This window comes from Buttiauxella sp. AC038, from assembly GCF_979253565.1.
In genome coordinates this window covers 1,639,357-1,654,782 of record NZ_CEEDCQ010000001.1, presented here as the reverse complement: position 1 = coordinate 1,654,782, position 15,426 = coordinate 1,639,357, and the positions used below count along the sequence as shown (strand labels likewise).

Below are 15,426 nucleotides of genomic sequence, written 5' to 3'. Positions count from 1 at the left end.
TTCAATATGTATGTATTGATGAAATTCGCAATTTTTATTCGCGTTTTATAATGAGTAGAATTATCAATAAGAGATTACTTGATAAATTCATGGCGAATCTCATTGATGAGTAATTTAGCGATGGGCGTTAGTGTTTGCTGTTGGCGGTAAATCAAACTGTAATTACCGTTTGGCAAAGTCTCTTTTACGTTCACCTGGCATAATTTTTCTTTGAGCCATGGGAGCTCCAGCATGGCTTGCGGACCAACGGAGAGATAGCCCTCAGCCAAAATGAGCTGTTCAGCAATGGTTGTTGAATCGCCGTACAACACCGAGCAATCCGGCCCTTTTCCACCGGGGAAAACAACCTTTTCGATTGCGCTAAAGAAGCCAGTGCTTGCCGTCGGGAGATACCATTTAGCATTGCGTAATTCGAGTAACGACTGGCACTCCGCCAGCGGATGATCCTTATGGGCAAACACACAGAATTTTGCCACGCTGAGCTGTTCCTCGCTGAATTCATGCAGGGCAATATCCGGCGTAATGATGCCGATAAAAAAATCCATACGCCCCAGGCGCAATGAGCCGAGCAATTCAGAAAGTTGGCCTTCTATAACGGTTAGAGCTGCTTTAGGGTGTCGTTGCTGAAACTTTGTTAACACACCTGGCATAATGCCAAAGGCAGGTAAATGTGAGCAACCAAACACGACTGTGCCATTGGTGGCGCTTTCCTGCTGGCGGATTTCATCTACTGCGCGCTCAAGCTCGTTAAGCACCAGATTCATTCTGGGTTCAAACAACCGCCCCATTTCGGTCAGTAGCGCACCGCGAGCGGTTCGGTCGAGCAATGTCACACCCAGCGTTTTTTCCAGCTCCTGAATGCTGCGCGTCATAGCCGATTGAGTTTGATGGACGGCCTGAGAAGCCGCGCGGATGCTGCCATATTGAATGATTGCTCGCAGGTTTTTAAGCTGATTAATTTTTGGCAAATTGTTCATGGCAACCTCACATTTAACCAGATTATAGCACCATGTAGAGAAGCTAGAGATTACCCCCTGCCTTTCAAGATATTTAGTTCATAAATTCGTCGAACATATTATTTTCTGCTGTTCAAAATGTAAACTAATTAGTCGATGATTTATTTGCATCACACATACTAAAAAATCATTACATATAAAGTTAAGCACCAGATAATATGACATGTACAAATAAAATATTTAATTCAGGAAAGTTAATACATGGAGGGTTTATTTTATGCCACACCAGGGAATTCATTACGCCACCCACTGCTCTTTCATCACCTTAGCACTGAAGCATTTACATAAAAAAATACCACAAGATTTAATGCAGCATCGAAACCTTATTATTGTCGACACTGGCATGTTTAGCAGTTTCTTTGAATTTCATCGTTTTATTCAGACACAGTTAAAGCAGAATAATTTTTCAGATTATATTTTTCTTATGAACAACACTTTATGCTGGGGTCACATTCATTTCCCGGAAGAGATTAACCTTAATTGTCCACTGGTGAATTACGAGAAGGCAATCAAACAACGCCTGCGTAAGCAACCCAATGCTGGCCTGGTTTACGACAATTTGGAGCAGGAGAAGAAAAAAGACAACTTTCCAGAACGGAGAAACAGGTTGCCAACTATTTATCACAGGGCGCTTCACTGCATGAAATATCGCAACTTAGAGGCGTAACAGCAAAAACGATTTACCGGCATATGGGTTCTATTCGTCGCAAGTTGGGTAAACTCAACCAGCAGAGCCTGGTGAATTGCTATTAAGGTCAATCACTCGTCATAAAGCCCCACGCTATTGACCGCCGCATGGCGCTTATTCGAGCGAATGCGGCGCACCGAATCACGCACTACCAGCGTACCGTTTAGCAGTAAATTCCCCACTGGGGCATCCGGGCGGATTAAACGCTGCTGGAGTATATGCACAGCCTCTTCGCCAAGCTGGTCACGCGGAACATGAACCGAGGTCAGCGGCACATCATGAATAGCCGCCAGATTAAAACCGTCGATACTCATCACTGAAATATCGTGTGGTACTCGTAGTCCCGCATTTTGAAGTGCGCTTACAGCCCCTGCTGCCATAAAATCCCCACCGACTAGCAAGGCGGTGGGTAGCTGATGACGAGGCGTCTTTTCCAGAAACTCACTGATTAATCTTTCGCTCTCTTTAGCACTGAAATTCTGCGCGGTAATCAAATGCTGCGCATCATCAAATCGCAGATTGTTAGCATCCCAGGCATCACGAATCCCCGCCAGACGTAACTCCATCGTATAGCGGCGCAGGCAGAGCAAATTGACTACGGCTTTGTGCCCCTGCTCAAATAAGTAGCTTGCCGCATAGTCGCCAATCAGTTGGTGATCGGGCGCAACGCCGGGAAGGCGCATTTTGCGATCGCGGCAGTTGATCAACACGCAGGGCTTACCGAGATCGAACGCCAGATCGTGGATATGTGGATCATCAATGCCCAGTAAGATCGCCGCTTCCGTCTCCACTTCATTCATTTTGCTCAGGAACATATTGGCATCACTGTCGTTTTCTTCGAGAGCACAGTAGCGCAGCCGGACTTCATGCGGTGCCAGAGCCTTACTCACGCCCTGTGTAACACGATAATAAAAGACATCAGATCGCTCATCGAACGCACGCTGCGGGGCAAAAACGACCAAACTATTAAGTAGCATGCGCCCCGCCGCCATTCCGGCAAGCACACCTTTTTGACCAGCGCAGTTCAGCACTTGCAGGCGAGCTTGTTCGCTGGTGTTCGATTTCCCAGCCAACACGCGAGAGACCGTGCTAATTGAAAGCCCAGTTTCGGCAGCGATTTCGGCAATTTTTAGCTTTTTACTCATTTTGTGATCTGCGCCCATTTCACCCATGAAAAAATTTTCACGATGAAGTGTAGGGCTTAATCGCTGGTATTTTCGTTATCGAACGCACGAATTTTTCTTTCATGTGAAAATTTTTGCATGAAAGTCGCTATTGACCATTTTATAACTGTTTTACGCTCTCTCCATTGCCGCAACTGAGCCTGCATTTTCGTGGCAAGAAGCAAATAAAATAATTATTAATCAATTAGATACAACTTTCACAATCTCAAGATTGTGGTAAATATTTCGATAGATAGCTCTTCTAGTGGAGAACGACATGAGTCATGGCATAAATCCGGGAGTCACCGCCGTTAAGGCCAAGCGTACCGTACGCAACCTGCGCTGGTGGGTTCTGGTCCTGTTTTTGTTAGGCGTTACCGTTAACTACATCACCCGTAACTCACTGGGTATTTTGGCCCCTGAGCTGAAAACCAGCCTCGGCATTACCACCGAGCAATATTCATGGATAGTCGCCTCATTCCAGCTTGCCTATACTCTATTCCAGCCAATTTGCGGCTGGTTGATTGATGTCATCGGCCTGAAACTCGGCTTCCTGATTTGTGCCGGGATCTGGGCTGTGGTGTGCGTGATGCACGCTGGTGCCGGTAGCTGGATGCATCTGGCAATTTTGCGTTTCTTTATGGGGGGTGCTGAAGCCGCAGCAACACCGGCAAATGCCAAAACCATCGGTGAATGGTTCCCGAAAAAAGAACGCCCTATCGCCGCGGGTTGGGCTGGAGTTGGTTTCTCTATTGGTGCCATGCTTGCACCGCCAATTGTCTATTTTGCTCATGCCTCTTTCGGCTGGCAGGGCGCGTTTATGTTTACCGGCGTACTGGCAATGTTGTGGGTGATTTTGTGGTGGTTGTTCTACCACAACCCTGAACAACACCCGAATCTGAGCAAAGATGAACTGGAATTCATCAAGCAAGATAACGAACCCGCTGCGGTGAAATTACCTTTCCTGACTGCACTGAAAACGGTTGGCAAAAATAAACGTTTCTACGGTATCGCGATTCCCGCATTCATGGCTGAACCAGCCTGGGCGGTACTGAGCTTCTGGGTGCCACTGTATCTGGCAAATGAACGCGGTATGGACCTCAAACAAATCGCCATGTTTGCCTGGTTGCCATTCCTCGCAGCTGACCTTGGTAGTGTGGCAAGTGGTTACCTGACCAAGCTTTATACCCGCTGGTTTGGTTGCTCCCGTACCAACTCCATCGTGGCAAGTTCGGTTACCGGTGCGTTCCTGATGATTTCTCTGGCACTGGTTGCCATCACCAAAGACCCGTACGTCACCATCGCCTTGATTTCTGTCGGCGGCTTTGGGCACCAGATAATTTCCTGCATGTTGAGTGCACTGGTGGTGGACTCCTTTGATAAAGGCCAAATGGCCACGGTCAACGGCATGCGTGGCTCTGCCGCCTGGATTGCCAGCTTCTTGTTCTCACTGCTGATTGGTGTCACCGCTGACAAGATTGGCTACAACCCTCTCTTTATCGCCATGGGCTTCTTTGACCTGATTGGCGCTGTATTCCTGATTTCTTTTATTGCTGAACGCCGCACCAAGCGTGCCTGAAACGGATTGTGAATAATGAAAATTTTGAAGACCTGGACACTATTGAAGTCTGATGCCAACCACGTGGAATTGAGCGTGGATGGGAAGCACCGCCTGAACCTTTTTGTGCTGGAACAAGGCATGTTCCGCGTGCTGATTAAACGCGAAAACAAGCTGGCGCTGAACCGTACGTGGAGTATCGCGCCAGAAAATGATGTGCCATGGGAAGGGCGTAACCGCGAAAGTCTGGAAGGTTTTGCGTTGCCGGGTTTCACCATGGAAGAACTCGGCGATACGCTTCGCATCAGCAGCGATAAACTGCGTGTGACTGTTCACCAGCCGCTATGGCTTCAATGGGAATATCTGAACGAAGCAGCCGAGTGGCAATTCTTGGCAAGCGACCGCCCAACCAGCGCTTATTTGCTCAACGCACATGGCGATGGCGTGGCGCACTATCAGCGACGCTATAAAGAAGAGCAGTATTACGGTTTAGGTGAAAAAGCGGGTCCACTTCAACGTACCGGTAAGCGTTATGAAATGCGCAACCTGGACGCAATGGGCTATAACGCAGAATCCACTGACCCGCTCTACAAACACATTCCGTTTACCATCACACGCCGCCCGGATGTGAGCTTCGGGATGTTTTACGACAACCTGAGCAGTTGCTGGCTGGATTTGGGCAATGAAATCGACAACTATCATCTGCCCTATCGCCGCTGGCAGGCTGAATCTGGTGATGTGGATTACTACATCTTCCTCGGCCCGCAAGTGCTGGATGTCACCAAAGCGTTTGTTCGCCTGACGGGTAAAACGCTGTTTGGCCCGAAATGGAGTCTCGGGTACAGCGGTTCAACGATGCACTACACCGATGCGCCCGATGCGCAAAACCAGCTGATGAGCTTTATCAAACTGTGTGACGAACATGCGATTCCATGCGATTCATTCCAGTTGTCATCGGGTTATACCTCAATCAATAACAAACGTTACGTGTTCAACTGGAACTACGACAAGGTCCCGCAGCCGAAAGTGATGAGCCAGTCGTTCCACGACGCAGGCATTAAACTTGCAGCGAACATTAAGCCTTGCCTGTTGCAAGATCACCCGCGTTACCAGGAAGTGGTTGAGCAAGGTCTGTTTATTAAGGATTCGGAGCTGGATAGCCCGGAACGTTCGATCTTCTGGGATGACGAAGGTTCACATCTTGATTTCACCAATCCGGCAACGGTTAAATGGTGGCAGAACGGTGTGACCACGCAGTTGCTGGAAATGGGTATCGATTCTACCTGGAATGATAATAACGAATACGAAGTGTGGGATGGCGAAGCGCGCTGCCACGGTTTTGGCGAAGAGATTGCGATCAAAAATATCCGCCCCGTGATGCCACTGCTGATGATGCGCGCCTCTTTGGAAGCACAGCAGAAGTTTGCTCCAGAAAAACGCCCATACTTGATCTCCCGTTCCGGTTGCGCCGGGATGCAACGTTACGTGCAGACCTGGAGCGGCGATAACCGCACCAACTGGAATACTCTGCGCTATAACACCCGCATGGGCGTGGGTATGAGCCTTTCTGGGTTGTACAACGTGGGGCACGATGTCGGCGGTTTCTCCGGTGACAAACCAGAGGCCGAACTGTTTGTACGCTGGGTTCAAAACGGCGTGATGCATCCGCGTTTCACTATTCACTCGTGGAATGACGATAGCACCGTCAACGAACCGTGGATGTATGCATCGGTAACCCCGGCAATTCGTAGTGCTATCGAAACACGCTATCGCCTGTTGCCGTACTTCTACACGTTGCTGTGGCAGGCCCATGCCGACGACGAGCCGATGCTGCGCCCGACGTTTCTCGACCACGAACACGACGCGAAAACCTTCGAAGAGTGTGACGACTTTATGCTGGGTCGCGATTTGCTGGTGGCAAGTGTGGTGGAAGAAGGCCTGCGTGAGCGCGAAGTCTGGCTGCCTGAAAATGGCGTGGGTTGGTACGACTATTACACCGGCCAATGGTATAGCGGTGGCCAGGCGATTGTTGTCGACGCACCGCTGGAACGCCTGCCACTGCTGGTTCGCGCCGGAGCCGCACTGCCACATTCCGCGCGTATTACTCACGTGAAAGCGAGTGCTGACAATGTACGCGAGCTAAAAGTGTATCCGTTACAAGGCACTGGCGTTTCTCACGGTAGCCTGTTTGAAGATGATGGCGAGTCATGGGGTTATCAGCAAGGTAATGCGCTGTGGCTGAACTGGGAAATTCGCTGTACGGCAGACGAGATCCGTGTGGAGTTCACCTGCAAAGGTGATTACATCCCAGCATGGAAAGAGATGGCGTTAACGCTACCGGCGGGTGAGAAGCGCCGCTTGATCGTTGACAGGAAAGAGCAGGATTTCTGGAGGATTTAAGATATAAAAAAACCGCCGGAAGGCGGTTTTTCATTGACTATCAATAACCTTAGTTATCGATACCTTTACTACGCAGGTAATCTTCGTAGCCACCGGTAAAGTCAATCAAGCGCTCTGGCGTAATCTCAATCACGCGGGTTGCCAGCGAGCTAACAAATTCACGGTCATGAGAAACGAAGATCAGCGTGCCTGGGTACATTTCCAGCGCCATGTTCAGCGATTCAATGGATTCCATATCCAGGTGGTTTGTTGGTTCATCCATGACCAGAACGTTAGGACGTTCCATCATTAATTTACCAAACAACATGCGACCTTTTTCACCACCGGACAGCACCTTCGCAGGCTTTTTAATATCGTCCTGGCTGAACAATAGACGACCAAGGATGCTGCGCACCGCTTGCTCATCGTCACCTACTTGCATCCACTGGCTCATCCAGTCGAACACCGTCAGGTCATTTTCGAATTCGTATTCGTGATCCTGTGCGTAATAGCCGATTTGCACGTTCTCAGACCACTTCACAGTACCTGCATCTGGAGTCAGTTCAGAGACCAGCGTTTTAAGCAGAGTAGTTTTACCCACGCCGTTGGTACCCAGAATGGCGAGTTTCTCACCCACTTCCAGAAGCATGTTAACGTCTTTGAACAGCGGGCCGTTATCAAAGCCTTTAGCCAAACCTTCAACTTCAAGCGCATTACGGAACAGTTTCTTGTCCTGCTCGAAGCGAATGAACGGGTTCTGACGGCTGGATGCTTTAACTTCGTCCAGTTTGATTTTATCAATCTGGCGAGCACGAGAAGTTGCCTGGCGAGATTTAGAGGCGTTGGCGCTAAAGCGGCTAACGAAGGATTGCAGGTCAGCAATCTGCGCTTTTTTCTTCGCGTTATCAGACAACAGACGTTCACGCACTTGTGTTGCCGCTGTCATGTATTCGTCGTAGTTGCCTGGATAAACACGCAGTTCGCCGTAGTCCAGATCCGCCATGTGAGTACAAACCATGTTCAGGAAGTGACGGTCGTGCGAAATGATGATCATGGTGCTGTTACGTTCGTTGAGCACGGTTTCCAGCCAACGAATGGTGTCGATGTCCAGGTTGTTCGTCGGTTCATCAAGCAGCAGGATTTCTGGGTTTGAGAACAGTGCCTGCGCCAGCAACACACGCAGTTTCCAGCCTGGAGCAACTTCGCTCATCGGGCCGTAATGTTGTTCTACAGGAATGCCTACACCTAACAGCAGTTCACCCGCGCGCGCTTCAGCGGTGTAACCGTCCATTTCGCCGTACAGGACTTCCAGATCGGCAACTTTGTAGCCGTCTTCTTCGCTCATCTCTGGTAACGCGTAAATACGGTCGCGCTCTTCTTTTACTTCCCAGAGTTCAGCGTGGCCCATGATTACCGTGTCGAGAACGGTGAATTTTTCAAAGGCAAATTGATCCTGACGCAACTTACCGAGGCGTTCGTTCGGATCAAGTGAAACGTTACCCAGCGTTGGCTCTAAATCGCCACCGAGGATTTTCATAAAGGTAGACTTGCCGCTACCGTTAGCGCCGATCAAGCCGTAACGGTTGCCGCCGCCAAATTTGACAGAAATATTTTCAAACAACGGCTTACTGCCGAACTGCATTGTGACGTTACTGGAAACTAGCACAGAGATGTCCTGGTAAAAGAAGGTTTGTATTATGTGAGATCGGGCACATTATGCCATAACTCAACGTGCAGATCGCTCTGCTTGTGCGCTGGTGATAAAATAATCAATGTGCAAAAAAGTGTGATTTAATCCACATCTGATTTCCCAGGCTGAGGGAATGCACATATAATGCGCGCTCAAATCGCTCCGTTTCTTCACTAACTAGCCTGCATGGCCATAAATACATTGCATAACATGAATATGAAACTACGCACAATTTTACTGGCATTTGTGGCTGTTGTGGCTTTTAGCAAAACAGCTTCTGCCGTGACCTATCCTCTGCCAACCGATGGCAGCCGTCTGATTGGTCAAAACCAGGTTGTCACAATTCCTGAAGGTAGCACCGCACCGCTGGAAGAATATGCAGCGCGTTACCAAATGGGTCTTTCCAACATGTTGGAAGCAAACCCAGGCGTTGACCCGTATTTGCCAAAACCAGGCACCATCCTGAACATTCCTCAGCAGCTCATCCTGCCGGATACCGTTCATGAAGGCATTGTTATCAACAGTGCTGAAATGCGCCTCTACTATTACCCGGCGGGTACTAACACTGTAATCGTGTTGCCAATCGGTATCGGCCAGTTGGGTAAAGACACCCCACTGAACTGGACGACCAAAGTAGAACGTAAGAAAGCAGGCCCAACATGGACGCCGACTGCAAAAATGCATGCGGAATACATCGCGGCCGGTACTCCATTACCAGCCGTTGTTCCAGCTGGCCCAGACAACCCTATGGGTCTGTATGCATTGTACATTGGCCGCCTGTATGCAATTCACGGTACTAACGCGAACTTTGGTATCGGCCTGCGTGTAAGCCACGGTTGTGTGCGTCTGCGTAATGAAGACATCAAGTTCCTGTTCGAAAAAGTGCCAGTCGGGACCCGTGTTCAGTTCATCAATGAACCAGTGAAAGCAACTGTTGAGCCTGATGGTTCGCGCTACATTGAAGTACACAACCCACTGTCTACAACTGAAGAACAGTTCAACTCAACTGAGATCGTGCCAATCACGCTGAAAAGCAATGTGACTGCGATTACCGCTCAGCCTGATGTTGACAGCGCTGTTGTCGATCAAGCAGTTCTGGGCCGTTCCGGTATGCCGGTTCGCCTGAACTAATCAAGCGTTTGAGTTAAAAAGCGACCTGCGGGTCGCTTTTTTTATGCCTGCAAAACATGGTGCTGTGAGATTGCCCAAAACATTCTGGAAAGTTCCTTCGAGGAATATTTGGTATGCTCATAATTCATGATGTGATCGGTAGCACATTTTAAGCTTTAATTGTATGATGAATGCGTTTATTAAAGGGTAATCACCATGCGTAACTTGCTCACCGTAATTTGGCAGTACCTGCGGTCTTTTATATTAATTTACATATGTTTATATGCAGGCATTGCTATCTCTTCGCTGCTACCAATCACCATTCCCGGCAGTATTATTGGCATGTTAATTCTGTTTGTTTTGCTGTCTCTGCAAATCCTGCCAGCCAAGTGGGTTAAGCCAAGCTGCCATCTGCTGATTCGTTATATGGCGCTTCTCTTTGTACCGATTGGCGTAGGCGTTATGCAGTATGTCGATGTGATTAAACAGCAATTCGGCCCGGTGGTGGTTTCCTGTTTTATCAGTACCTTAGTGGTATTAGTCATCGTGAGCTGGAGTTCTCATTTAGTGCACGGCGAACGTAAAGTTGTGGGTGAAAGTGAGGGCGAAACAAAATGATGCATCATATCTGGTGGTCTTTACCTTTAACGGTGGTGACTTTCTTTCTCGCCCGCCAAATCGGAATGCGTTATAAGTCGCCGCTGCTGAACCCGTTACTGGTTTCGATGATTGTTATCATCCCTATTCTGGTATTTACCGGCACGCCTTATGATCACTATTTTGCCGGCAGTAAAGTGCTCAACGATTTGCTGCAACCGGCTGTAGTTGCCCTCGCGTTCCCACTGTATGAACAGCTTCACCAGATTCGTGCGCGCTGGAAATCCATTATCACCATCTGTTTTATTGGCAGCATGGTGGCGATGATTACCGGTACATCCGTTGCATTATTAATGGGTGCCACACCGCAAATCGCAGCGTCAATCTTACCTAAGTCTGTCACAACACCTATTGCCATGGCTGTTGGCGGCAGTATCGGCGGCATCCCAGCAATTAGCGCCGTATGCGTGATTTTCGTGGGGATTTTGGGCGCGGTATTCGGTCATAGTATTTTGAATCTAATGGGTATTAAAACCAAAGCATCTCGCGGTTTATCGATGGGTGCGGCCTCCCACGCGCTGGGTACCGCACGTTGCGCTGAGATGGATTTCCAGGAAGGTGCATTTAGCTCACTGGCGTTGGTAATTTGCGGCATCATCACTTCCCTGGTTGCTCCGTTCTTATTCCCGGTGATTTTGGCTGTGTTTGGTTAAAACTTGCGAGAGATCGCGCAATTTTGTTCTTTATTTCATATGTTGCATTTGTAATTAGATAAAGATCACATATAAAGCCCATACAGACCCGTAAACTGCGGTTCAATTACTTGTTATGAGGCTACTACTTATGCGCTCACGTTTTCAGGCTGCTCTCGCACAGCTCCCGGCTTCTTTGCAAGCCGCTTTGCAACCCTTGATTGCTGACTCTCACTTCCCGGCAATGTTTAGTGCAACGGAAGTAGATTCACTGAAAGCCCAGACCGGCCTTGATGACGATGCACTGGCATTCGCTTTGCTGCCGCTTGCAGCCGCCTGTGCTCGTGCTGATTTATCTCAATTCTATGTTGGTGCAGTGGCTCGTGGCGTAAGCGGTAATCTCTATTTTGGCGGCAATATGGAGTTTCTTGGTTCCACCATGCAGCAGACCGTTCATGCCGAGCAAAGCGCGATTACCCATGCGTGGATGCGCGGGGAGAAAGCCCTTGCTGCAATTACCGTCAACTACACGCCTTGTGGGCACTGCCGCCAGTTTATGAATGAACTGAACAGCGGCGTGGCACTGCGCATTAACCTTCCAGGTCGTAAGCCTGCAACCCTCGGCGACTATTTGCCTGATGCCTTTGGCCCTCGCGATTTAGAAATCAAAACATTACTGCTTGATGCAATGGACCACGGCTTTGCGCTGCACGGTGATGAACTAAGTCAGGCGGCTATTGCAGCGGCAAACCGCAGCCATGCGCCATACAGTAACGCGCCTTCTGGTGTGGCACTGGAAATGCGCGATGGAACGATTTTCAAAGGAAGTTATGCTGAGAACGCAGCATTCAACCCTTCCCTGCCTCCGCTACAAGCTGCATTGAATCTGCTTAGCCTCTCAGGCTATGACTACAATGAAATTCAACGAGCGATCCTTGCAGAGAAAGCTGATGCGCCATTGACGCAATGGGATGCCACGGCCGCGACCCTGAAAGCTTTGGGTTGCCTGAATATCGACCGCGCACTTCTGAGCTAAAACTCACAGAACGGGTGTAAATACGCCCGTTCTGGCGAATTTTAATTCAACCAACTCCACGAATCTTGCTCTTAACCACCAGGTAAAGTAGCCTTGAATAAAATTTCATCCCTTTATTGAGCTGCAAGTCCATGTTGAAGCGCTTGTTTTATAGCCTGTTGGTCATCATCGGCTTGGCTGTGGTAGCTGCGCTGTGTCTTGACCGCTGGATAAGCTGGAAAACAGCGCCTTACGTCTACGACGAACTTCAGGATTTACCGTACCGTCAGGTCGGTGTGGTGCTGGGAACCGCCAAGTATTACCGCACTGGCGTGATTAATCAGTACTATCAATTCCGTATTCAGGGCGCTTTAAATGCTTATAACAGCGGCAAAGTGAACTATCTGCTTTTAAGCGGAGATAACGCCCTCCAGAGTTACAACGAACCGATGACCATGCGCAAAGATCTGATTGCCGGTGGCGTTGACCCTGCCGATATCGTACTGGACTACGCAGGTTTTCGTACTCTGGACTCGATAGTACGTACTCGCAAAGTGTTTGATACCAATGATTTTATTATTATCACTCAGCGTTTCCATTGCGAACGCGCACTGTTTATCGCCCTGCATATGGGGATTCAGGCGCAGTGTTACGCCGTTCCTTCACCAAAAAATATGATGACTGTACGTATCAGAGAGTTTGGTGCGCGTCTGGGTGCGCTGGCAGATTTGTATATCTTCAAGCGTGAGCCGCGTTTCCTTGGGCCGCTAGTCCCTATTCCCGCCATGCATGAAGTCCCCGAAGATGCTCAAGCTTATCCGGCTGTGACGCCAGAGCAGTTGCTGGAATTGCAGAAGAAAGATAAGAAATAGAGGCAGGCAAAGTCCATAAAAAAACCCGCACATAGCTTGCTGTGCGGGTCTTGGTAAAACAATGAATATTACTTCTTACGAGCGTACTTCAGGGAGTCCAGGGCTACTGCGAAGATAATAATCGCGCCTTTGATAATGTACTGCCAGTAAGGGTTCACGCCGATATAAGTCAGACCGTAGTTGATGACCGTAAAGATGATTACACCGGTCACTACGCCGACAACCGTACCTACGCCACCGCTGAATGACACGCCGCCTACCACGCACGCCGCAATCGCATCGAGTTCGTACATAAAGCCGAGGTTGTTGGTTGCAGAACCGATCCGACCTGCTTCTAACATCCCACCGAAGGCGTAGAACACACCTGACAGCGCATAAATCATGATCAGGTTCAGTGCAACGTTAACGCCTGAAACTTTAGCCGCTTCCGGGTTACCACCGATGGCGAAGATGTTCTTACCAAAGCGAGTTTTGTTCCACAGCACCCATACGAACATCACAGCAAATAGCGCATAGAACGTAATGTAGGATAGCCGGAAACTACCTAACGCAATAAAGCCCTGCGTAAATGTCGAGAAATGCGACTCAAAACCAGAAACCGGCGATGCTCCGACAAAGTCGTAATACAGGGAGTTAATACCGTAAACGATAATCATGGTACCCAAAGTGGTGATAAACGGCGTCACGTTCAGGTAGGCGATGATAATTCCGTTCACCAGACCAATGACTGCACCGATAGAGCACACGATAAGCAGTACCACCGGGATAGGCAGGCTGTGCATCTCAGGAAAAACTTTATTGACGTTATCCATTGATTGCAGAAGTGTAGCCGCGATTACCGCCGCAAGACCCACCTGACGACCAGCAGAAAGGTCAGTACCCTGGGTCACAATCAGCCCCGCCACACCCAATGCAATAATAATACGCACCGAGGATTGGGTCAGGATGTTACTTAAGTTGAGTAAACTTAAAAACGTCGGATCCTGGAAAATAATAATTGCCAGTAGCACCAGCAAAACGACATAAATGCCGCCTTCTTTCAGATAAGTTAGAAAACTTTTCTTATTTAACGCACTCATTTTCAATAGCCCCTAAATTATCAAAGATGCACTGACGCAAGACGTAAGATTTCGTTCTGCGTGGTTGTTTTAGTGTCTACAATTCCGGCAACAAGACCATTGCTCATCACCAGAATACGATCTGTAATCCCTAACAACTCCGGCATTTCGGACGAAATAATAATGATTCCTTTCCCTTTCTTAGCAAGTTCAGCAATCAGCTGATAAATTTCGAACTTAGCACCAACATCGATCCCGCGAGTTGGCTCATCCAGCATTAATATCTCTGGCTGTGTTAATAACCAACGCCCAATAATAACTTTCTGTTGGTTACCACCAGATAACGAACCAATAGAAGTACGGTGACCAGGTGTTTTTACACGCATTGAGTCAATTACCCATTGGGTATCACTTTTCATGCGTGAATTATCTAATAAGCCAACTTTGTTTTTATAATTGCGAATATTAGAAATCAGCGAGTTAAAGCCGATATCCAGGTAGGCGTAAATCCCTGTCGAGCGACGCTCTTCAGTTACTAACGCAAAGCCATGGTTAATCGCTTCATTTGCCGAATGGTTATTAATTTTTTTACCGTGCAGGTTAATGGTTCCGGCAGATTTTTCGCGGATACCAAATAACGTTTCAACGATATCAGTACGCTTCGCACCGACCAGGCCGGCAATACCGAGAATTTCCCCTTTATGCAAATCAAAGGAGACATCACGAATTGAAGGCTGACGCAACGAAGTCAAATTACGCACTTCCAAAATCACGTCACCCGGCACGTTCTCTTTTGTCGGGAAGCGTTGGTTCAGAGAGCGTCCTACCATCATGGAGATGATTTTGTCCATATCCAGCCCTTCTAATGGCTGGGTGGCAATCCATTGTCCGTCACGCAAGATGGTTATCTCATCACACAGTTGGAAGATCTCTTCCATTTTGTGAGAAATATAAACAATGCCGCAGCCACGCTCTTTTAATTTACGAATGATTTTGAAAAGGTGGTTAACTTCCTTTTCTGTCAGTGAGGATGTTGGCTCATCCATAATGACAATTTTGGCATTGTAAGAGAACGCCTTAGCGATTTCGATCATCTGCATTTGTGATACTGACAACGTACCAACGCGGGCGCGCGGGTCAATATCAATATCCAGCTCATCGAAGATATGTTTGGTATCACGGTACATTTTGTCTTGATCGACAAACATACCTTTGGTTGGGTAACGCCCCAGCCACATATTGTCCATCACGGTACGTTGTAAAACCAGATTAAGTTCCTGGTGCACCATGGAAATACCATTTTCCAGCGCTTCTTTAGTGCTGGAAAAATTAACTTCATTTCCCTGAAAAAGGATGCTGCCGGAATCTTTGGCATAGATTCCAAAAAGACATTTTAATAACGTTGATTTACCAGCCCCGTTTTCACCCATTAATGCGTGAATAGAATGAGGACGGACTTTTAAATTAACATTATCCAGTGCCTTAACGCCGGGGAATGATTTATTAATGTTGGTCATTTCCAACAAATATTCCGACGATTGATTTGTATTATTGTCGACCATAATTATACCTGGTTCCATACTCTTCA

14 protein-coding genes are annotated in these 15,426 nt (G+C 48.2%); 9 read left to right on the top strand and 5 right to left on the bottom strand.

The window, feature by feature from the left end; translation table 11 throughout:
• Window positions 1-74 precede the first annotated feature (74 nt).
• A complete protein-coding gene (locus tag AC0IXI_RS07935; RefSeq protein WP_471682198.1) occupies window positions 75-977 on the bottom strand; it encodes a LysR substrate-binding domain-containing protein in 903 nt (300 codons plus the stop codon).
• Between the two features lie 256 nt (window positions 978-1,233).
• Here AC0IXI_RS07935 and AC0IXI_RS07930 point away from each other — a divergent pair, with 256 nt between their 5' ends.
• Entirely contained in the window at window positions 1,234-1,683 is a 450-nt protein-coding gene (locus AC0IXI_RS07930; protein ID WP_471682197.1) for a hypothetical protein, read from the top strand.
• Window positions 1,653-1,769: a helix-turn-helix transcriptional regulator gene (locus AC0IXI_RS07925; RefSeq protein ID WP_471683210.1), complete on the top strand. Its 117-nt coding sequence runs from the start codon at window positions 1,653-1,655 to the stop codon at window positions 1,767-1,769. Before AC0IXI_RS07930 ends, AC0IXI_RS07925 begins: the two co-directional genes overlap by 31 nt.
• Before the next feature lie 6 nt (window positions 1,770-1,775).
• Here AC0IXI_RS07925 and AC0IXI_RS07920 read toward each other — a convergent pair whose 3' ends face one another.
• A complete protein-coding gene (locus tag AC0IXI_RS07920) occupies window positions 1,776-2,849 on the bottom strand; it encodes a LacI family DNA-binding transcriptional regulator (RefSeq protein WP_471682196.1) in 1,074 nt (357 codons plus the stop codon).
• A gap of 295 nt (window positions 2,850-3,144) precedes the next feature.
• Here AC0IXI_RS07920 and AC0IXI_RS07915 point away from each other — a divergent pair, with 295 nt between their 5' ends.
• Window positions 3,145-4,446, top strand: coding sequence for an MFS transporter (locus tag AC0IXI_RS07915; RefSeq protein ID WP_154154857.1), 1,302 nt, complete (start codon window positions 3,145-3,147; stop codon window positions 4,444-4,446).
• A gap of 15 nt (window positions 4,447-4,461) precedes the next feature.
• The gene (locus AC0IXI_RS07910) at window positions 4,462-6,825 is read left to right on the top strand and encodes a glycoside hydrolase family 31 protein (RefSeq protein ID WP_134185253.1); all 2,364 of its coding nucleotides are present in this window, start codon (window positions 4,462-4,464) and stop codon (window positions 6,823-6,825) included.
• Between the two features lie 49 nt (window positions 6,826-6,874).
• On the opposite strand, the gene AC0IXI_RS07905 is transcribed toward AC0IXI_RS07910, so the two are convergent.
• Window positions 6,875-8,470, bottom strand: coding sequence for an ABC-F family ATPase (locus AC0IXI_RS07905; protein WP_064512445.1), 1,596 nt, complete (start codon window positions 8,468-8,470; stop codon window positions 6,875-6,877).
• Window positions 8,471-8,704: 234 nt separating this feature from the next.
• Between AC0IXI_RS07905 and ldtB the strand changes: the two genes are divergently transcribed.
• From ldtB to sanA, 5 genes are all read left to right on the top strand, one after another.
• Entirely contained in the window at window positions 8,705-9,625 is a 921-nt protein-coding gene (ldtB, locus tag AC0IXI_RS07900) for a L,D-transpeptidase (protein WP_064512447.1), read from the top strand.
• 195 nt (window positions 9,626-9,820) lie between these two features.
• A complete protein-coding gene (locus tag AC0IXI_RS07895) occupies window positions 9,821-10,222 on the top strand; it encodes a CidA/LrgA family protein (RefSeq protein WP_064512448.1) in 402 nt (133 codons plus the stop codon).
• A complete protein-coding gene (locus AC0IXI_RS07890; protein WP_064512453.1) occupies window positions 10,219-10,914 on the top strand; it encodes a CidB/LrgB family autolysis modulator in 696 nt (231 codons plus the stop codon). The genes AC0IXI_RS07895 and AC0IXI_RS07890 overlap by 4 nt, the downstream gene beginning before the upstream one ends.
• 130 nt (window positions 10,915-11,044) lie before the next feature.
• Complete coding sequence (gene cdd, locus AC0IXI_RS07885; protein ID WP_034458639.1) at window positions 11,045-11,929, top strand: cytidine deaminase; 885 nt, start codon at window positions 11,045-11,047, stop codon at window positions 11,927-11,929.
• Between the two features lie 131 nt (window positions 11,930-12,060).
• The gene (gene sanA / locus AC0IXI_RS07880; protein WP_134185249.1) at window positions 12,061-12,780 is read left to right on the top strand and encodes an outer membrane permeability protein SanA; all 720 of its coding nucleotides are present in this window, start codon (window positions 12,061-12,063) and stop codon (window positions 12,778-12,780) included.
• 68 nt (window positions 12,781-12,848) lie between these two features.
• On the opposite strand, the gene mglC is transcribed toward sanA, so the two are convergent.
• Window positions 12,849-13,859 carry a galactose/methyl galactoside ABC transporter permease MglC gene (mglC, locus tag AC0IXI_RS07875; protein ID WP_064512455.1) on the bottom strand — a complete coding sequence of 337 codons (1,011 nt, stop codon included), beginning with the start codon at window positions 13,857-13,859 and terminating at the stop codon, window positions 12,849-12,851.
• A 20-nt stretch (window positions 13,860-13,879) separates the two neighbouring features.
• Window positions 13,880-15,400: a galactose/methyl galactoside ABC transporter ATP-binding protein MglA gene (gene mglA, locus AC0IXI_RS07870; protein WP_064512457.1), complete on the bottom strand. Its 1,521-nt coding sequence runs from the start codon at window positions 15,398-15,400 to the stop codon at window positions 13,880-13,882.
• Between the last annotated feature and the right edge of the window lie 26 nt (window positions 15,401-15,426).